The sequence below is a fragment of the Virgibacillus sp. genome (genome assembly GCF_013393565.1).
Taxonomy (GTDB): Bacteria; Bacillota; Bacilli; order Bacillales; family Amphibacillaceae; genus Virgibacillus; species Virgibacillus dokdonensis.
In genome coordinates, this window is the sequence record NZ_JABXHF010000001.1 from 87,302 (window position 1) to 106,256 (window position 18,955).

General features: G+C 38.3%; 17 protein-coding genes. 12 read left to right on the forward strand and 5 right to left on the reverse strand.

The window, feature by feature from the left end; genetic code table 11:
• Positions 1–59 precede the first annotated feature (59 nt).
• Positions 60–893 (forward strand): MIP/aquaporin family protein, encoded by an 834-nt coding sequence (locus HLX49_RS00355; RefSeq protein WP_101932437.1) that lies wholly within the window; start codon positions 60–62, stop codon positions 891–893.
• A gap of 10 nt (positions 894–903) precedes the next feature.
• Complete coding sequence (glpK, locus tag HLX49_RS00360) at positions 904–2,400, forward strand: glycerol kinase GlpK (RefSeq protein WP_077705606.1); 1,497 nt, start codon at positions 904–906, stop codon at positions 2,398–2,400.
• Positions 2,401–2,791: 391 nt separating this feature from the next.
• On the opposite strand, the gene HLX49_RS00365 is transcribed toward glpK, so the two are convergent.
• Entirely contained in the window at positions 2,792–4,003 is a 1,212-nt protein-coding gene (locus HLX49_RS00365; protein ID WP_296360361.1) for an MFS transporter, read from the reverse strand.
• A gap of 287 nt (positions 4,004–4,290) precedes the next feature.
• On the opposite strand from HLX49_RS00365, the gene HLX49_RS00370 reads away from it, so the two are divergent.
• From HLX49_RS00370 to HLX49_RS00400, 7 genes are all read left to right on the forward strand, one after another.
• Positions 4,291–5,217 carry a DUF1002 domain-containing protein gene (locus HLX49_RS00370; RefSeq protein WP_077702306.1) on the forward strand — a complete coding sequence of 309 codons (927 nt, stop codon included), beginning with the start codon at positions 4,291–4,293 and terminating at the stop codon, positions 5,215–5,217.
• Between the two features lie 562 nt (positions 5,218–5,779).
• Positions 5,780–6,613 (forward strand): LysM peptidoglycan-binding domain-containing protein, encoded by an 834-nt coding sequence (locus tag HLX49_RS00375; RefSeq protein ID WP_296360363.1) that lies wholly within the window; start codon positions 5,780–5,782, stop codon positions 6,611–6,613.
• A 783-nt stretch (positions 6,614–7,396) separates the two neighbouring features.
• Positions 7,397–7,522, forward strand: a complete 126-nt coding sequence (locus HLX49_RS00380) for a hypothetical protein (RefSeq protein WP_296360365.1) — start codon at positions 7,397–7,399, stop codon at positions 7,520–7,522.
• A 56-nt stretch (positions 7,523–7,578) separates the two neighbouring features.
• A complete protein-coding gene (locus tag HLX49_RS00385; protein ID WP_296360366.1) occupies positions 7,579–8,481 on the forward strand; it encodes an ABC transporter ATP-binding protein in 903 nt (300 codons plus the stop codon).
• Entirely contained in the window at positions 8,474–9,217 is a 744-nt protein-coding gene (locus HLX49_RS00390; RefSeq protein ID WP_296360367.1) for an ABC transporter permease, read from the forward strand. Before HLX49_RS00385 ends, HLX49_RS00390 begins: the two co-directional genes overlap by 8 nt.
• Positions 9,217–10,365, forward strand: a complete 1,149-nt coding sequence (locus HLX49_RS00395) for a sensor histidine kinase (RefSeq protein WP_296360368.1) — start codon at positions 9,217–9,219, stop codon at positions 10,363–10,365. Before HLX49_RS00390 ends, HLX49_RS00395 begins: the two co-directional genes overlap by 1 nt.
• Positions 10,358–10,960, forward strand: a complete 603-nt coding sequence (locus HLX49_RS00400; RefSeq protein WP_077702310.1) for a response regulator transcription factor — start codon at positions 10,358–10,360, stop codon at positions 10,958–10,960. Before HLX49_RS00395 ends, HLX49_RS00400 begins: the two co-directional genes overlap by 8 nt.
• A gap of 106 nt (positions 10,961–11,066) precedes the next feature.
• Here the strand turns inward: HLX49_RS00400 and HLX49_RS00405 are convergent, their stop codons facing one another.
• Entirely contained in the window at positions 11,067–11,201 is a 135-nt protein-coding gene (locus tag HLX49_RS00405) for a hypothetical protein (protein ID WP_257790354.1), read from the reverse strand.
• Positions 11,202–11,692: 491 nt separating this feature from the next.
• Between HLX49_RS00405 and HLX49_RS00410 the strand changes: the two genes are divergently transcribed.
• Both HLX49_RS00410 and HLX49_RS00415 read left to right on the forward strand, forming a co-directional pair.
• Complete coding sequence (locus tag HLX49_RS00410) at positions 11,693–12,883, forward strand: glycine C-acetyltransferase (RefSeq protein WP_101933293.1); 1,191 nt, start codon at positions 11,693–11,695, stop codon at positions 12,881–12,883.
• Positions 12,884–12,982: 99 nt separating this feature from the next.
• Entirely contained in the window at positions 12,983–13,930 is a 948-nt protein-coding gene (locus HLX49_RS00415; protein ID WP_077702312.1) for an L-threonine 3-dehydrogenase, read from the forward strand.
• Positions 13,931–14,238: 308 nt separating this feature from the next.
• Here HLX49_RS00415 and HLX49_RS00420 read toward each other — a convergent pair whose 3' ends face one another.
• Positions 14,239–15,861, reverse strand: a complete 1,623-nt coding sequence (locus HLX49_RS00420) for an ABC-F family ATP-binding cassette domain-containing protein (protein WP_296360375.1) — start codon at positions 15,859–15,861, stop codon at positions 14,239–14,241.
• A gap of 862 nt (positions 15,862–16,723) precedes the next feature.
• Here HLX49_RS00420 and HLX49_RS00425 point away from each other — a divergent pair.
• Positions 16,724–17,332, forward strand: coding sequence for a hypothetical protein (locus HLX49_RS00425; RefSeq protein ID WP_077702314.1), 609 nt, complete (start codon positions 16,724–16,726; stop codon positions 17,330–17,332).
• 109 nt (positions 17,333–17,441) lie between these two features.
• Here HLX49_RS00425 and HLX49_RS00430 read toward each other — a convergent pair whose 3' ends face one another.
• Positions 17,442–18,062 (reverse strand): YpmS family protein, encoded by a 621-nt coding sequence (locus HLX49_RS00430; RefSeq protein WP_296360376.1) that lies wholly within the window; start codon positions 18,060–18,062, stop codon positions 17,442–17,444.
• Between the two features lie 5 nt (positions 18,063–18,067).
• The gene (locus tag HLX49_RS00435; RefSeq protein WP_101933295.1) at positions 18,068–18,937 is read right to left on the reverse strand and encodes an SGNH/GDSL hydrolase family protein; all 870 of its coding nucleotides are present in this window, start codon (positions 18,935–18,937) and stop codon (positions 18,068–18,070) included.
• Positions 18,938–18,955: the final 18 nt, after the last annotated feature.

The following is an 18,955-nucleotide window of genomic DNA, read 5'->3' on the forward strand; positions in this document are numbered from 1 at the left end:
ACTGAAAGAAATTTATATTTAAAGCCCATAATTAATGTAGTCTAAATCAAAGGGGTGTTATGGTGGCTGAATCAGAATTTTTAGCTGAATTAATTGGTACGATGATTCTCATTATTCTTGGTGGTGGTGTTGTTGGTGGTGTGACTTTAAAGTCATCCAAAGCGGAAGGATCTGGGTGGGTCGTTATTACGATTGCCTGGGGATTGGCAGTTGCCTTTGGGGTTTATGCAGTCGGGAACTACTCTCCTGCACACATTAACCCTGCTGTTACGATAGGTTTCGCATCTATTGGAGAATTCCCATGGTCTAAAGTACCGATGTATGTAACGGCGCAAATCATAGGGGCAATTATTGGTGCGGCGGTCGTTTTTATTAATTATTTACCCCATTGGAGAAAAACAAAGGATCAAGCTACGAAGCTAGGCGTTTTTGCTACTGGACCAGCAATTCGCAGTCCGCTTGCAAACTTATTGAGTGAAATGGTTGGTACATTTGTGCTCGTTTTAGGGCTTTTGTTTATTGGAGCAAATGAATTTACAGAAGGTTTAAATCCGATTATAGTTGGGGTATTGATTATAGCAATAGGTATGTCATTAGGTGGGGCAACGGGTTATGCTATTAACCCTGCTCGTGACTTAGGACCACGTATTGCTCATGCCTTACTTCCGATTCCGGGGAAAGGTTCTTCCGATTGGGAATATGCTTGGGTTCCGATCGTAGGTCCAATCTTAGGTGGAATATATGGAGCATTTTTTTACGATGCACTATTTATCGGTGAATTCACTGCTGTTTTCTGGATATTAAGTGTTGTTATTGCATTACTTATAATAGGGGCAGTTAGCATGGAGACGAAGGGAGAGCGTTCTGCTAAAATAAATAATCATAACGCTTAGGGGGATAATAATGGAAAATAAATATATTTTGTCAATTGATCAAGGTACGACAAGTTCTCGTGCGATTATCTTTAATCAGAAAGGGGAAATTGTCGAGACAGCACAAAGGGAGTTTGAACAATTTTTTCCTCAACCAGGTTGGGTGGAACATGATGCAAATGAAATTTGGACATCTGTACTAGCTTGTATAGCAGATGTATTACGTAAAGCTGATTTAGCAGCGAATCAAATTGCCGGTATTGGAATAACAAACCAACGTGAAACTGCTGTGGTTTGGGATAAAAAAACAGGCAAACCAATTTATCGGGCCATTGTTTGGCAATCTCGTCAAACAGAAAATATTTGTAAGGAACTTAGAGAAGCTGGACACAATGAATTGTTTAGAAAGAAAACAGGATTGCTTCTTGATCCTTATTTTTCCGGTACGAAAGTAAAATGGATTTTGGATAACGTAGAAGGTGCAAGAAAAAAGGCGGAAAATGGAGAATTATTATTTGGTACGATTGATAGCTGGCTCGTTTATAAATTCTCTGCTGGAACCACACATATAACCGATTATACGAATGCATCTCGTACATTGATGTTTAATATCTATGATCTCCAGTGGGATGATGAATTATTAGAAATTTTAACCATCCCGAAAAGCATGCTACCTGAAGTGAAACAATCATCAGAAATATACGCACATACGGTATCCTATCATTTCTTTGGTGAAGAAGTTCCAATTGCAGGTATCGCTGGAGACCAGCAGGCAGCATTATTCGGGCAAGCGTGCTTTGAAAAAGGAATGGTAAAAAACACGTACGGTACAGGTTGCTTTATGCTTATGCACACAGGTGAAGAGGGTGTAGCTTCTGACCATGGCTTATTAACTACGTTGGCTTGTGCAGTAGACGGTAAAGTAGAGTATGCATTAGAAGGCAGTATCTTTGTGGCTGGCTCTGCTATTCAATGGCTTCGAGATGGGTTAAAACTCATTGAAGATTCTCCGGAAAGTGAGCTGTTTGCCAAAAATGTTCCAAACACGGATGGCGTATATATGGTCCCAGCCTTTGTAGGTTTAGGCACACCTTATTGGGATAGCGATGCTAGAGGAGCTGTATTTGGGCTAACTCGTGGAACAACAAAAAGTCATTTCATACGTGCAACACTAGAATCTTTAGCGTATCAATCTAAAGACGTTATTAATGCCATGGTTGCTGATTCACAATTAGATTTAAAAACGTTACGTGTGGATGGAGGAGCCGTTAAAAATGATTTGTTAATGCAATTTCAAAGTGATATTTTGGATGAAGTACCTGTTGAACGTCCTGTCATTCAGGAAACGACAGCATTAGGCTCTGCATATTTAGCTGGTTTAGCGTTAGGTTATTGGAAAGACAAAGATGAAATAGCCCGTCAATGGGAAGTAGAAAAAACGTTTCATGGAAACATGGGCAAACAAGAACGTGAAAAATTATATGCTGGCTGGCAAAAGGCTGTAGAAGCGACAAGAGTTTTTAAATAATCGTATAAAATGTATAAAAAAGGAGGTCAGGATTATCTTAAGGGTAAGCATGACCTCTTTTTACACTACAGGAAAGCATAAGATTTTTTGAAAGATAAGAAAGTATAAGATGTGATGCTATGGCGTAACCAAATAACCGAATGGGCCCCGTCCAGCTCCAGCGCCCAACAACTAGGCGACTTCACGAAATCGCCCTACGATAAGTCATCATCGGTTCGTGTTAAAAAGGAAGGCCGACTAAAAACGGGCTTGCCGCCCAACGTCGGCATACCCCTGTTGCAGGGGCATGATTCCTAAAACTTTAGTTGATTCGTTCCACTCGCTACGTTGCTAAACGGGCGCTTGCGCCTTTGTTCTAGAGTAAAAAACCGAGAACAGTCTTCGTTCTCGGTTACCCTCTTTTCGCAAATAAGGAGTGAGTTTGTGGATGTTTAGAAGCGTATTCGTGTTTATACCAAAAATAGAGCATGATAGCTCCACTGACTAATAGCAGTATACTCGTGAACAGAAATACTGCAGAAAACCCGAAAAATCCAGCAATTACGCCGCCTAATGCTGGACCGATAATATTGCCTAAAAAGCGTAGGCTTGTATTGTAGCCAAGTACTTCTCCTTGCATGGATAGCGGGGCAGTTTGTCTAATATAAGCGATACGTACAGGGATAATTCCGCCTATGGCAATACCGAGTAAAAAGCGTAAAATAACGAGTTGCCATATATTGGTTACCCAAGCTCCGGGTAGATAAACAATTCCAGCCATAAATAATAATGCGATGAGTACTTTAATATAACCAATTTTGTCCCCTAGTCTGCCAAGCCTTCTTGACATTAGTAGATTACCAAGTCCAGCCGCAGAGAATGCTACTCCAGAGAAAAAAGCAATACTTGCTGGTCCGTGAATTTCTTGAACAAACAAGGAAAGGATTGGTTGTACGCTAAAGTGAGCGATCTGAACTAAAGCTGAGATTAGCATGACAATGAGTAAGACTGGGCGAGAAACGATATGCTGAAGGACTTGCTTTCTTGTATATGATTTTTCGTCTCTTTCCCCATCAGCGAGATTTGCTTTTATTTCTTTCACGCCAAAGAACACAATGACGGCCGAAAAGAAAATGGTGATGGATACCCATTTAAATGTATTAGCATAGCCAAATGCATCAGCAAGTGTTCCACCTAAAAGGGGGCCCATTAATGTTCCTGTAATGCTACCAGTTTGTAGTGTTCCAAGTACTTTTCCAGCGATGTGCTTTGGCGTCTGCGTGGAAATAAATGCTTGGGACATGGGAATAAAACCTGTAGCGACACCCATCAATAGGCGAAGTAAGAATAGTTGCCATACGGAAGTAGCGAAACCCATTAAAAATATAGATAGCCCCATTCCTGTTGCAGAGAAGATAAGCAACTTTTTCCGTCCGTATTTATCACCAATCCTCCCCCAGATTGGCGAAAAGATAAACGCGGTGACAAAGGTGATCGCAAAGGTCCAGCCTGACCAATTCTGGACATAAGCGTCAGAGAAGTTTCCCATGGAGTCAATGTACAAAGAAATAAATGGGATTACCATTGTCATACTTCCAGCCACAAAAAAATTAGCAAACCACATGATTGCTAAGTTCCGTTTTATTATAGGATGATTGTCAATGATGGCAATACCCTTCTTTCCGTTAAATATTTCGTCACCCTAAATATTATCGCAAATACAGAGAAAAGAAAAGGAATCTGCTCACTATAGAATGGTGATATGTTCCATTGTAGATGTGGAGGGTATATAGGTCTGTGGTAGTAAATGTAGTAAAAAGATATTCATTCTTTTGCAAAACAGGTATAATAATATTTAGTTCATAGAAGACATAAACTATAGCAAGAACAAATAAAGGGAGAAATGAAATGATGACCAAAAAAATAAGTAAACTTCTCATCATTACACTAATCGCAGTGTTCATGCTTGGGACGAACCTATCTGTTTCTGCTGACAGTGGAGCAAGTGATACGAGTAGTATTAATGAAAAATTAGGTCCACCTATCGTCGTATATGGCGCGCAACTCTCTGACAACCAGCGAGCAGAAGTGAAGGATTTATTAAATGTTAAAGACCAAGATCAAGTGGATGAATATGATGTGTCTGGACAAGACGCAGCGAAATATATTAATGGCAACCCAAATTCAAATATGTATTCCAGCGCAAAAATTACTCGTCAGGAAGCTGGAAACGGTCTAACAATTAATATTGTAACCCCTGATAATATTACAGAAGTAACCAAAGAAATGTATGCAAATGCATTGTTAACTGCAGGCGTCGAGAATGCGACAGTGGATGTTGCTTCTCCTGTAAAGGTGAGTGGACACTCTGCTTTGACAGGAATATATAAAGCTTATGACGTCGAAGGAGAACAGCTTGATAAAGAACGTATGGAGTTAGCGAATGAGGAGCTTGACGTAGCCACACAGTTAGCGAATAAGGAAGGCATGAATCAGGAAAAAGTTAGTCAATTACTTACAGATATTAAAAAGACGATTGCTGAGCAAAACCCGGCAACGAAAGAAGAAGTGGAGCAAATTGTTCAAGAGCAATTGGATAAATTGGAAATAACGTTAAGTGATAAAGACCGCCAATTATTAATTGATTTAATTGATAAGATGCGTGACCTAAACATTAATTTTGACCAAGTAAAAAACCAATTAGACGATATTACATCTGCCATTAAAGATAAAGCAGATGAACTTGGTTTAGATGAAGGTTTTTGGGAAAAGGTCGGGAACTTCTTCCGTGAACTTTTCGAAGCAATTAGTAACTTCTTTAAAGGGTTATTTAGTTAGTAGGAATATATTAGATTGGCAAGCATACCTTTATGCATAAGGGTATGCTTTTTTGTGCTATAAGAAAGTATAAGATTTTTTTGGTTGATAGTATAAGAAAAATAAAGGCATTTGCGAAGAACATGCGATAAGCCAAGTCTTTCTAATACGATAAAATTTTAAGCTTATAGTATATGGGAAACGACATTTTTTTCATCCGTATGGACTGGTGAGGAACTGGTTTTTTCTCATTCATTGAAGTATAGCCCGGACCCTGATATTTGCCTATCTGCGTGTGCTTTGCTTGTGGTTTTAAGTACAAAAAAACGAAATATTGTTTATGGCATTCATAGATTTTGGCTATCTTCACGCCATAAAAGTTATATTACATAGGTGTGCTTCTATGACTATCGTAATACAATATAGTAGATTGATAGTACTTTTATATCAAATTCATTACAACTGTAATAAAACAACCTCATTTCGGTAATCCTTGTAATGCGCTTTTAAACGTACTGTAACTGCACGGCTATAGCCCATGTGTTAGGATAGGCTATGTCAGATATTTAAGGAGGGAAAACGAATGAAAAAGATTGTGGCTTCATTCGCTACTGGTATGATTATTGCTGGCACTGCTGCTACTACAGTATCAGCAGAAGAGTACGACGTGAAACAAGGAGATAACCTTTGGAATATTGCAAATAAATACAACACAACTGTAGAACAGTTAGTTGATGTAAATGAATTAAAAACGACTACCATTCAACCAAAACAAACTCTTATTATAAATAAACAAGCAAAAATGAAATATAAAATTCAACAAGGAGATACACTAAGCGGGATCGGTCATAAGTACGGTGTATCTGTAGAAGATATTAAGGAATGGAATAATCTAGATTCCGATTTAATTGTCACTGGTCAGAATTTAACGTTAGAAGGCGTAACAGTTTCCAATGACAAGCCAGCAAAAGAAGAACCACAAGCACAACCAAAACAAACGCAAAAAGAACAGCAACCAGTTACAAAAACGAAAGCACCTGCAAAAGAGGAGCAAGCAACACCAGCTTCTTCTAAACCAGCAACGAGCCAAAAGGCGCCTGAGCAAACAAAGCAGGAAAGGCCTCAAGGTCAATCATTTTCTGTAACAGCAACTGCTTATACAGCAAGTTGTGATGGATGCTCTGGTGTAACAGCAACAGGTGTTAATTTAAATAATAATCCGGATGCAAAAGTCATTGCGGTTGATCCTAATGTCATTCCATTAGGCTCCAAAGTGTATGTAGAAGGCTATGGCTATGCAACTGCTGCTGATACTGGTGGTGCTATTAAAGGAAATAAAATTGACGTACATGTTCCAAATAAAGGCGATGCTATGAATTGGGGCGTCAGAACAGTTAATGTAACAGTTGTAGAATAATAGATTTCTAACACATAAATATTGCAATGCTAAATCGAGTGAGATGTTCATCTTGCTCGATTTTTTTCGTGGTCTAGGAAATTATAAAATTTTGCAGCTGTGGATAAACTTACTAAGTTATTTAGCCACGTCCAGCTCCAGCGCCCAGCAACTAGGCGACTTCACGAATCGCCCAACGATAAGTCATCATCGGTTCGTTCTAAATAGGAAGGCCGACTAAAGACGGGCTTGCCGGAGGGCGCCGGCATACTCCTGTTGCAGGAGCATGATTCCTAAAACTTTCGTTGATTCGCTCCACTCGCTACGTTGCTAACCGGGCGCCCCGAGCCTTTGTTGTTTGTTTAAGGAAAACGATCGCATTTTTACATGACTAGCCTGAAAATGTAAAGTGCATGATGCAGATTTTTAACGGTAAATGATCGTTGTGACAATTGTCATGTTGCATTAATGACAACGCATACTACTTATTTTTCTATGGATACCGTAGACTAAAAAAAGAACAAGTCGTTTGTAAACCTATTCCCATATTTATGGGTCTTTAAACAAAAGATGGTCGCATTTTCCATAAAAGCTTAGCGATAAGTTACGTTTTTCTAAAAATAAGTGTATGCAAGGGGAGAGGAATATGTTTCTAGAAGCAAAATCGATCTCTAAATCGTACGGAGACAAACAAGCATTGCAAGACGTCTAATATATTTGACATATTATTGAAGGTCTTTACTCATTCATGAATTCCAAAGCAAGTTACTTGGAACGGAGGGCGGCGACTCCAGCGGGAATAGTATGGAGTCTTTTGATACCGCAACGATCGTTTTTTGGGAGCGAGGAGGCTCAAGCAGCCCTGAGGAAAGCGTCCGCCTCCAGTGGAAAGTAACGGGTGCGCTAGCAGATACAATTCTTATGAATTAGTCAGGTTGAGAAGGCGAAAAAGTAATGCCTAAACATACTATACGAGGAGGTATTTCATGGAAGACACGATTGTTTATGCACACAAGTTAAGTAAAACATTTAAGCAGAAAGAAGCGGTACGCAATGTATCGTTTTCTATCGCTAAAGGGGAAGTCGTTGCTATGCTAGGCCCAAACGGTGCGGGGAAGACGACAACACTTTCGCTTGTTTTAGGTTTATTAAAGTCGACAAAAGGTAAGGTGCAAGTTTTTCAGCAACCCCCACAAAGTATGCACGTTCGGGAGCGAATTGGTGTGATGTTACAAGAAGTAAGAATGATGGATGGCTTAAAAACGAAAGAAATGTTGCAATTATTTCGCTCCTATTATCCAAACCCTTTAGCCCTTTCTGAGATGATTGCGCTAACTGGGTTAGCTAATGCAGATTTGACTACAAAAGTAGAAAAGCTTTCTGGAGGGCAACGAAGAAGAGTGAACTTTGCTGTTTGTTTAGCAGGAAATCCAGACTTCATCGTTTTAGATGAACCGACAGCAGGGATGGATACGACTTCGAGAGTGAAATTTTGGAAAACGATTCATCAATTGGCGGAACGAGGAAAGACAATTTTGTTCTCTACACATTATCTTCAGGAAGCAGATGATAGGGCAAAGCGAATTATTTTGCTACATCAAGGACAGAAAATTGCTGATGGAGCTACCGAAGAGATAAAGCATCAATTATCGAGGCAATATGTCTCTTTTCGTCTAAATGGAAAATTAAATCGAGCAAAGCTTAATGTGCCAGATGTGTTAGCAATAGAAGAACGAGAAGAACGAATTTATTTAGAAACGAAAAATACCGATGCGTTAATTTCCTATATTATGCAGCATTTTTCAAATGCCTATGATCTGCGAATAGATAAAGGCAGTATGGATGATGTATTTGAAACTTTAGTACAAGGGAGCAGAGAAAATGAATAAAATACTATATTCATGTATTGCGGAAGTAAAACGTGCCATTCGCAACCCATATTATGTACTTTGGTCGCTCCTTATACCAGTTTGTTTTTATGTTATTTTTACGAAGGTGTTTACATTTAATGACAATGCTGCAGATCAAGCATTATGGGAAGCGCATTATTTAATGTCGATGGCTGCTTTTAGTGTGATGGGCTCTAGTGTAATGACCGTAGGCATTCGTCTTGTGCAAGATAAACAGCAAGGGTTTATCACGTTTCTAAAAGTAACCCCATTACCCGAATATGTCTATATCATTAGCCAAATGGTAGGGCAAAGTGTTATTCATATTTTATCCATCGTGGTTATATTTTTTGCAGGTGCCCTCCTTAACGATGTGTCGCTAACGGCTATGCAATGGGTGCTTAGTGGTGTATGGATTTTATTCGGTTCTCTCGTTTTTTTAGCTTTAGGTACACTTGTTGGGACAATGAATAAAGTGGAAACAGCAAGTGGCGTAAGCAATATTTTATTTTTAGGACTGGCATTACTAGGTGGCATGTGGATGCCTCTAAATGCAATGCCTACGCTTTTCCAAGATATTGCTACATGGTTACCTTCCTATCATTATGCGAATGGACCATGGGAAATTATTCGTGGAAATAGTCTAGCGTGGAATAATATATTTATGCTTATCGTGTTTTTATGTTTGTTTATGGTATTATCAGTTTATATAAGACGGAAGCAAGAAGGGCTGTAATGTATATGACGGCACAAACCAAATGGGAACTATTTCCAAAAAAGTATGGATTTTTCCCTTATATATTTCTCATTTATTTATTCATACCTGCAACGTTACTAATGAAAGAAGACGGAATAAAGCGAGTAGTTGGTTACTTGCTTTTACTGCTGTTTTTAATTAGTTACCGTCAACTTTATCATGAAGAAGGGACGGGCAGATTTGCTTTTTGGCTCGGTCTGCAAATGATCATTATTGGTTATCAGAGCATGGTTTACGATTATAATTTCCTATATCTTGGGTTTTTCACGGCTAATTTTATTGGTTGGTATGCGGATAAAAAACAATTTCAAGCAGCTTGGTTTGCTTTAATGGGAACGTTGTCACTTCCTATTTTGTATCACGTGATATTTACAGGTGACTTTTCGAAGGAGCAGTTTTATATGATTCCATTTTTAATTGTTATTTTAGTTTCTCCTTTTGGAATTCGGTCTATGATTAAAAATATGGAATTGGAAAAAGAGTTAGATGAAGCAAATGCAAAAATCAAAGAGTTGGTTAAACGAGAAGAAAGAACACGAATTGCGCAAGACCTTCATGATACGCTTGGCCATACGCTGTCACTAATCACATTAAAAAGCCAATTAGTGGAACGATTAATTACGAAGGATGCTAAACGTGCCATAGAGGAAGTGAGCGAAATTGAAACCACATCTAGATCAGCGCTCGATCAAGTTCGAGAATTGGTAACGGATATGAAAGCGCAAACGTTAGCCGAAGAAGTAGTACAAGCGGAGCAGCTATTAAAAGCAGCAAATATGAACGTACAGATAAATTTTCCATTTGAAATGCATGTTGATTCATCCCTCACAGAGCATATGCTTAGTCTTTGTTTAAAAGAAGCAGTAACAAACGTTGTTAAGCATAGTCGAGCGAGTAAATGTTGGTTGCTCTATCGAGAAGAAGAGCAAGCGATCATTATACAAGTGAAAGATAATGGCATTGGTATAGATAATCAGAGCGTGGAAGGGAATGGGCTTGTAGGGATGAAAGAAAGACTAGCCTTAGTAGATGGCTCGCTATCTGTAAGTAAGAATAGTGGAACAACGGTAGAAATGAAAGTTCCCAAGGTGAAAAAACCAGAGAAAGAAGGGGAAATCCATGCTTAAAATTGTAATAGCAGAAGACCAAAAAATGTTGTTAGGTGCAATCGGTTCTTTATTGAATTTAGAAGTGGATATGGAGGTGATCGGTCAAGCAGTGAATGGCGATGAGGTATGGAGACTCATCCAAGAAAAGCAACCAGATGTTTGTTTGTTGGATATTGAAATGCCTGGGAAAAGTGGTTTGGAGGTAGCGGGGCTGTTAAATAAACTAAAGCAACGCCCACGGATCATTGTCTTAACAACGTTTGCAAAACCAGGTTATTTTGAAAAAGCGGTCAAAGCTGGCGTAGATGGTTATTTATTAAAGGATCGTTCTATTGAAGAACTAACAGCAGCTATTCGTAAAGTAGTGCATGGTGAAAAGGTGTATAGTCAAGAACTCATGGTCGACTACATGTGCGATCCTAACCCTTTAAGTGAGCGAGAACAAGAAATTTTGCGACTAGTAGCTGAAGGAAAAACGACCAAAGAGTTAACAAATATTTTATATTTGTCTTATGGTACGATTCGTAACTATTTGTCTGAAATCATGCAAAAATTAGAAGCGAAAAATCGTTTAGAAGCGGTTGATATCGCTCGAAATAAAGGGTGGATTTGAGCGGCGTATTTCCAGCTTAAACATAATAAACGACGTTTTTCTTTCTAAAGGGTTGTAGGCTGAACCATTTTCTTCGATTATTCATTTCTCACGGAAAGAAATTGGATCAGCTCTCTTGAACTTTTATGCTGTTAGGGTTTTCGTTAATGATCTCATTTGAATTACTGTTTATTTCTATATATCCAAATATTCCAAAAGTAATAATAAGTACAGCACATAGAACAACTAATAATTTCTTCATAATCCTTCCCTCCTCATATGCTTTCTATGACTTCTACACTCAGTATAAATAACCTGCTACTGTGTAGCCATTGTTTTTGGTGACATTTTAACAGGTGAATCTTACAAAGTTGCAAGTTTTATCCCCCATTTTTGTATCCTAATACCAGTTTTACAGTCATTTTACGATTAAACATTTTGTTGTACTTGTGTTAAACTGAAAGGGGAATAGTAAGATTATCGTGCGCATAAATTGCCCTAAGATTCTGCTTTATAGGAACGATAGTAGCAACATTTTACTTCAATTTGTTCCACTATTGGTTTATCGTATAGCAAAACGACGGTGTTTCATCGTCATATAGATTTGGCGATAGCCTAGTTCTTTAAAAATGGGGTTTAGATGATGTTGCTGTAGCGAGGTAAGCATCCATATGCGTATGAAATGGTGAAATGTGGATGATGGGTTTAAGGAAGTATAAACGAACACAAACTTACATAAAGGAGGACAAAAAAATGACGAGTAAAGCGTTAAATTCTTTTTTAAATGACAATATTGCTGATTTGAAAGAACGAGGCTTGTATAATGAAATTGATCCTGTTCAAGGTCCAAATGGTCCAGAAATAAAAATTGGTGACAGGACGTTAATTAACCTTTCGTCAAACAACTATTTAGGATTAGCGACAGAGGATAGATTGAAGCAAGTTGCCAAGCAAGCGGTCGATTCACATGGTGTTGGTGCAGGTGCTGTACGTACTATCAATGGAACGCTTGATCTCCATCTTGAATTAGAGAAAAAGCTTGCGGCATTTAAAGGCACGGAAGCGGTTATTTCCTACCAATCTGGGTTTAACTGTAATATGGCAGCTATATCTGCGGTAATGGATAAGCATGATGCCATTTTATCGGATGAATTAAATCATGCATCCATCATTGATGGATGTCGTTTATCTAGAGCGAAAATTATTCGTTTTAATCATTCCGATATGGATGATTTGCGAAAAAAGGCGAAAGAAGCTGTCGAATCTGGTCAATACAATAAAATCATGGTCATTACCGATGGTGTGTTTTCGATGGATGGGGATATTGCGAAACTTCCAGAAATTGTTGACATTGCCGAGGAATTCGACCTGATTACGTATGTGGATGATGCTCACGGTTCTGGTGTTCTTGGTAAAGGGGCAGGCACAGTAAAACATTTTGGGTTGCAGGATAAAGTAGATTTTCAAATGGGTACATTGTCGAAAGCAATCGGCGTGATTGGTGGGTACGTAGCAGGCAAAGCAAATCTTATTGATTGGTTAAAAGTTCGTTCTCGTCCGTTCTTGTTCTCCACAGCTGTTTCACCTGCGGATGCGGCAGCAAGTACGAAAGCTGTTGAAATCCTTATGGAAAGCACAGAGCTAAATGAAAAGTTATGGGAAAATGGAAATTATTTAAAAGCTGGCTTAAAGCAACTAGGCTTTGATATTGGTAATAGCGAAACACCAATTACTCCTTGTATTATTGGTGATGAGAATGCGACACAAACATTTAGCAGGCGCTTAAATGAAGAAGGCGTCTACGCGAAGTCCATTGTTTTCCCAACCGTACCACGCGGAACAGGTCGTGTACGCAATATGCCAACAGCCGCACATACGAAAGAAATGCTAGATAAGGCTATTGCGATATATGAAAAAGTAGGTAAGGAACTTGGCGTTATTTAACACGATAGGAAAGATAAGAAAAACGAAGGCTTCCACCATATGACTTGGCGATAAGCCAAGTTTTTCTAAGAAAGATTAGCACTAGAGAGGATTTCACGGATGAAAAAAATATTAGTAACCGGAGCTTTGGGTCAAATAGGGTCAGAGCTTGTTATAAAGTTAAGAGAAATTTACGGTACGGATCAAGTAATAGCGACAGATATTCGCAAGGCGGAAGGACGTATTGCAGAAGGCCCGTTTGAAGTTGTTGATGTAACAAATGCAAAGCAACTTTCTGACGTTACAAAGAAGTATCAAGTAGATACAATGATGCATTTGGCAGCTTTATTATCAGCTAAAGCGGAAGAAAATCCGAAGCTAGCTTGGGATATTAATATGGGCGGTTTAGTTAATGCGCTTGAAATAGCTCGGGAATTAGATTTGCAATTTTTCACCCCAAGTTCCATTGGAGCTTTTGGTCCAACAACACCGAAAGATAACACACCACAGGATACATTGCAACGCCCGACGACAATGTATGGGGTGAATAAAGTATCTGGCGAGCTGTTAGCTGATTATTACCACACTCGTTTTGGAGTGGATACCCGTGGTGTACGTTTCCCTGGTTTAATTTCACATGTTACATTACCAGGCGGTGGAACGACGGATTATGCTGTTGAAATGTATTATGAAGCAGTAGAGAAGGGGAACTATACGTCCTATATAGGCAAGGGTACGTACATGGATATGATGTATATGCCAGATGCGATCCATGCCATTATCCAATTGATGGAATGTGATACAAATAAACTACAACATCGTAATGCTTTTAATATTTCAGCTTTCTCCGCAGCACCGGAGGACTTTGCTACATCGATCCAAAAGCATATTCCTTCTTTCTCATTAAAATACGATGTTGACCCGTTTCGACAAGCAATTGCAGACAGTTGGCCAAATAATTTAGATTCCGCCTGTGCTATTGATGAATGGGGCTTTAAAGTGGAATATGATTTAGACAAACTGACAACGGATATGTTAAGTAAAATTAAACAGAAACAAGCACATTAGAAAAAACTTGGCTTATCGCTATGCGATAAGCCAAGTTTTTCTAACCGTCTAGGAAATTATAAATTTTGCAGCTGTGGATAACTTACTAAGTTATTTAGCCACGTCCGGCTCCAGCGCCCATCAACTAGGCGACTTCACGAATCGCCCTACGATAAGTCATCAATGGTTCGTGCAACACCGTCTCACCATGATTCCTAAAACTTTAGTTGCTTCGTTCCACTCGCTACGTTGCTAACCGGGCGCTTGCGCCTTTGTCCCCGTCTTATCGTACTATAACGGATTCTATCTACAATGTTTCTTTCCTTTGGCTACTTGTTGTACATAGTAGCAATTTTCGCTTGCAATTCTTTATCTTGTACGTACTCATCATAGCTCATCTCTTTATCAATCAAACCATTCGGTGTAATTTCAATGAGGCGATTGGCAATACTTTGAATGAATTGATGGTCATGAGATGTAAATAAAATGGAACCTTTAAATTTGATAAGTCCATTATTTAAAGCAGTAATGGATTCTAAATCAAGATGGTTTGTCGGCTCATCCAAAAGAAGTACGTTGGCGTTGCTCAACATCATTTTGGATAGCATACAGCGTACTTTTTCTCCTCCAGATAAAACATTTGCTTTTTTCAACGCTTGTTCCCCGGAAAATAGCATTCTCCCTAAAAAGCCACGTAAGAAAGTTTCTGTTTCATCTTCTGGTGAATATTGTCTTAACCAGTCTACTAAAGGTAAGTCACTATTTTCGAAGTAAGCACTATTATCTTTTGGGAAGTAAGATTGGGATGTTGTGACCCCCCATTTATACGTTCCCGCATCTGGTTCCATTTCCCCCATCAAAATTTTAAATAGTGTCGTTTTTGCTACATCATCGCCACCAACAAAGGCGATTTTGTCATCTTTATTCATCGTAAAACTAACATTATTCAATAATTTTTCACCATTAATGGTTTTTGTTAATCCTTGAACAGCTAGTAGATCATTTCCAATTTCCCGTTCTGGGGTAAAGGCAATATATGGGTATTTTCTTGAAGATGGTTTTATATCATCCAGCGTAATGCTGTCTAACAATTTCTTTCTTGATGTCGCTTGTTTAGATTTGGAAGCGTTAGCGCTAAAGCGTGCAATAAATGATTGTAACTCTTTAATCTTTTCTTCTTTCTTTTTGTTTGCTTCCTGTGCCATTTTCGTTGCTAGCTGACTAGATTCATACCAAAAGTCATAGTTACCGATATAAATTTCAATTTTTCCATAATCAACATCCGCAATATGTGTACATACTTTATTTAAGAAGTGGCGATCATGGGAAACCACAATGACGGTATTTTCAAAATGAATGAGAAATTCTTCTAGCCATTGAATGGCATGAATGTCTAACCCGTTTGTTGGCTCGTCTAATAATAAGATATCCGGATTGCCAAATAGCGCTTGGGCAAGTAACACTTTCACTTTTTCGTCTGCATGTAGCTCAGCCATTTGTTTATCATGGTGTGACTCATCGATGCCAAGTCCTTTTAATAGAACAGCTGCATCAGATTCAGCTTCCCAGCCATTCATTTCAGCGAATTCGCCTTCTAGTTCAGCAGCACGCATGCCGTCTTCTTCCGTAAAATCGCCTTTCATATAAATAGCGTCTTTTTCCTGTTTCACAGCGTAAAGCTTTTCATGCCCCATAAGCACCGTGTCGATAACGTTATAGTCCTCGTAAGCGAAATGATCCTGCTTTAGAACAGCAAGGCGTTCGCCTGGAGATAAGGAGACATGACCCGTTTGTGGCTCTATTTCACCAGATAATATCTTAAGGAAAGTGGACTTACCAGCTCCATTTGCACCAATTAATCCATAACAATTACCTGGAGTAAACTTTAAGTTCACATCTTCAAATAATTTTTTATCGCCATATCGTAAACTCACATTCGATACATTAATCATTCGGTTTAATTTCCTCCAATAAAATAAAAGTAATCAACGTTAGCTTACGTTATTTCAAGTAATTCGTCAATGTTTGGCTTCATGAATAACAATCGCTTTTAGTACTACAAGGAAAAATGAACAGGATAAATAAAATAAAGCTGAACTATCCTTGTTTTCATTTGGGCGCTTTCTGAGGGAATGTATTCACTTCTCAAAATTAAGCGATGGCTTGATAAAATAGTTTGCCGACAAGCTTGTGTTTTCTATGCTAAAAATATACTTGTGCAAATGCGTTTTTTTTGTAATAGTATAAGAAAGGTGAGGTATGAATTGCTCTTTTAAAAGATCTGCGGTGGGTAGATATGTCAAGAATAAGAAGCGTCCAAGTTAATTCCAGTAATAGTATGAGCAGGTAAGCAGTCGCTTTATCAACTTCATGCGGCGACTCCTGTATAAAACGCATGAGCTTGGTGTTTTTTGGCGAGTAAGGAGGCTTAAACACCCCTGAGGAAAGTGTCCGTCTGTAATGAAAAGCCGCGGGTTCAAGCGCATATACAATTTCGATCAGGAATACAATGAAATGGTAGAAATAATAGCGAATATTAACGCTTAAATATGCTATGTGAGGAGTTTTTAGAGAGAATGTGCTTTAAGGTGTTTGACTCCTATTTAAAAAGTTCAAACTAACAATCTTACATGCTGTTTCTTTTAAAGCATCTTACCAAAACCTTATTGCAGTAATCAATAGTAAAAATCCCTATGTTAGAAAGTCTTATCATCTACAGGAGTAATTTTGAAATACACAGGGGTGCTAACAACATGACGTGCTAACCTATTTAATTTAGCTCTTTTACAGCATAGATGGAAGGGGATATGTGTATTGGGGGAAAAATTCATTTATCTTCTCTTCACAGATACGGGCACGAATTTAGCGAAAGCTATTCATTTCTTTACAAAACAGTCCTTGAACCACGTTTCCATCGGATTTGATGAGGATTTGCAGAGATTGTATAGCTTTGGTCGGAAGCGGCCCAAAAATCCTTTTATTGGGGGGTTTGTTCAAGAAGACATTCATAGTGATTTTTTAAAGAATGCAGCTTGTGCAGTTTATCGTTTTACCGTATCTGAAGAAGAGCGTGAGCAAATCTTGCAGCATATTGAGCGAATTGAATGTGACAAAGATCGCTACCGTTACAATTTTATCGGTTTAATCGGCATCTTGTTGCAAATAGAAATTAATCGGAAGTGTGCATTCTTCTGCTCGCAATTTGTAGCAACTGTATTAAATGATGTCGAACATTTTCAACTTAAAAAGCCGACTTGCTTTGTGACCCCTGAAGATATAAGAAGTCATGAGGGAATGCAGTTAATATACAAAGGAAGGCTCGGCGACTATCCATACCGTAATAAAACAGCAATGTGTGATTCAAAAGAAGAAGCGCAGGTTATGTCATCATATATTATTTATTCTCATATGAACGAACAATAACTCGTAGCGAGGAGGAAGCTCTTATTGAGGTTATTCCTCATCCTACGAGCCATTTTTTAATACTATTTTCACAAGCTAATATAAGCGAAGCTAGATATTCTAGCTTCGCTTAATTAATACCTAATGTTTGATATGGTATACGAAATTTAAACGATAAATTATTTGCCTGTAAGTCAATATGTTCGACGGCGACCTGAAAATTACTTTTTAACTCGATATCCGTCACAGCTACATATATTTCTTCTTCTTTTGGATTAACAGTAACCCATTCTGGCATCGGGAGGTATTTATCCATGTATTCCATAATTTTTTTGTTCGGTAGTTTTAATAAGCCGATAGAAATGGACTTCTGTTTCAAAATAATATCTCCATTTTCTTGTACAAAAGGTTCTAAATGAACAGATAATGGAACGGTTGAGGAAAAAACAGGTAATTCACCAATTAAGTGTACATCATCTCCTAGTTCAATACGATATTCATGATCTGTCCCTTCAAGCAATTGGTCAATATACGTATTGGCCAAATCGTTTAAATTTTTTTTAGTCGTACGAACAATAAATTCTGAATTTGCATCTGTTTCTTCAGTAGCTTTTTCTGGGTATTCAGCTTGTGGAACTGGCCAAAAAATAAGTGTGAGCAATACAAAAAGCAGGATCATGTTAAAGGAAAGTAACCCGATAAATAGCCTTTTCCACTTTTTACTTTTGGTATGTTCCGTTCTATTCCCCATGCTGTTCATCCTCTTTCTTGTTCATTCTTTAGAACCTCAAATATACGTTCAGCAATCCGCTCATAGCCTAACTGATTTGGATGAAAATTATCTTCTGCAAACAAATTTTCATCTGTGTTTGAAAATAAATCACTAATTGGTATAAAGGAGCTGTTTTCATACGTAGTTATTATCTCTTTACCAGTTTTATTCCAATTGTCTGCAATTAGCTTCAGTTCTTTAATGTCCTTAAAATACTGCCCAAAAGGGTTGTAAAAACCGAGTAAGTAAATTTTCGTATCTGCATTTACCGTTCGGATGTTGGTTAAGATTTTATGAAGTCGTTTTTCATAGTCTACCCGAGCTTTTTCAAATGCCTCCATTTGGAGATTTGTAATATTTTCTTTTAATACACGCATCACATCATTAGCGCCAATTGTTATAAATACAATGTCCGCTTGCTTTATGGAAGCAATAATATCGTCTTGCTGCAGTCTTTTAAGTAGTTGGTCTGAGCGATTGCCTCGTACACCAAAATTATCAAAAGAAGCTTCTGTGTTTGCTTGAGTCATTATTTGTTCAAGGGCTCCGACATAGCCTCCTTGTTTTGTTTCATCGCCAACACCTTGTGTCAACGAATCACCAATTGCCGTGATATGTCTTGATTGATAAAAATGCTTCGTAACCTGTTGCTCTTTATGAATAAAAAGCTTTGGCGATGGTTTTTGCTCATGCTTTTTGATGTTGGCCGTTTTTTCTTTTGTTGCTGCATCCTGTTGCTTTATATCCTTTTCAGCAAGATTTGCTTGATCTGCTTCATGTATGAAAATATAGAGCGTGGCTCCTACGATGAGTAACAGGAGAGTTACTCCGGTTATTAATTTCTTTTTTTGCATCGTTATCAACACCTAAGT

Excerpts from the sequence above, each read along its gene's own strand:
- HLX49_RS00355 (WP_101932437.1), top strand. The coding sequence starts at position 60 with ATGGTGGCTGAATCAGAATTTTTAGCTGAATTAATTGGTACGATGATT.
- glpK (WP_077705606.1), top strand. The coding sequence starts at position 904 with ATGGAAAATAAATATATTTTGTCAATTGATCAAGGTACGACAAGTTCT.
- HLX49_RS00365 (WP_296360361.1), bottom strand. The coding sequence starts at position 4,003 with ATGTGGTTTGCTAATTTTTTTGTGGCTGGAAGTATGACAATGGTAATC.
- HLX49_RS00370 (WP_077702306.1), top strand. The coding sequence starts at position 4,291 with ATGACCAAAAAAATAAGTAAACTTCTCATCATTACACTAATCGCAGTG.
- HLX49_RS00375 (WP_296360363.1), top strand. The coding sequence starts at position 5,780 with ATGAAAAAGATTGTGGCTTCATTCGCTACTGGTATGATTATTGCTGGC.
- HLX49_RS00380 (WP_296360365.1), top strand. The coding sequence starts at position 7,397 with ATGGAGTCTTTTGATACCGCAACGATCGTTTTTTGGGAGCGAGGAGGC.
- HLX49_RS00385 (WP_296360366.1), top strand. The coding sequence starts at position 7,579 with ATGGAAGACACGATTGTTTATGCACACAAGTTAAGTAAAACATTTAAG.
- HLX49_RS00390 (WP_296360367.1), top strand. The coding sequence starts at position 8,474 with ATGAATAAAATACTATATTCATGTATTGCGGAAGTAAAACGTGCCATT.
- HLX49_RS00395 (WP_296360368.1), top strand. The coding sequence starts at position 9,217 with ATGTATATGACGGCACAAACCAAATGGGAACTATTTCCAAAAAAGTAT.
- HLX49_RS00400 (WP_077702310.1), top strand. The coding sequence starts at position 10,358 with ATGCTTAAAATTGTAATAGCAGAAGACCAAAAAATGTTGTTAGGTGCA.
- HLX49_RS00405 (WP_257790354.1), bottom strand. The coding sequence starts at position 11,201 with ATGAAGAAATTATTAGTTGTTCTATGTGCTGTACTTATTATTACTTTT.
- HLX49_RS00410 (WP_101933293.1), top strand. The coding sequence starts at position 11,693 with ATGACGAGTAAAGCGTTAAATTCTTTTTTAAATGACAATATTGCTGAT.
- HLX49_RS00415 (WP_077702312.1), top strand. The coding sequence starts at position 12,983 with ATGAAAAAAATATTAGTAACCGGAGCTTTGGGTCAAATAGGGTCAGAG.
- HLX49_RS00420 (WP_296360375.1), bottom strand. The coding sequence starts at position 15,861 with ATGATTAATGTATCGAATGTGAGTTTACGATATGGCGATAAAAAATTA.
- HLX49_RS00430 (WP_296360376.1), bottom strand. The coding sequence starts at position 18,062 with ATGGGGAATAGAACGGAACATACCAAAAGTAAAAAGTGGAAAAGGCTA.
- HLX49_RS00435 (WP_101933295.1), bottom strand. The coding sequence starts at position 18,937 with ATGCAAAAAAAGAAATTAATAACCGGAGTAACTCTCCTGTTACTCATC.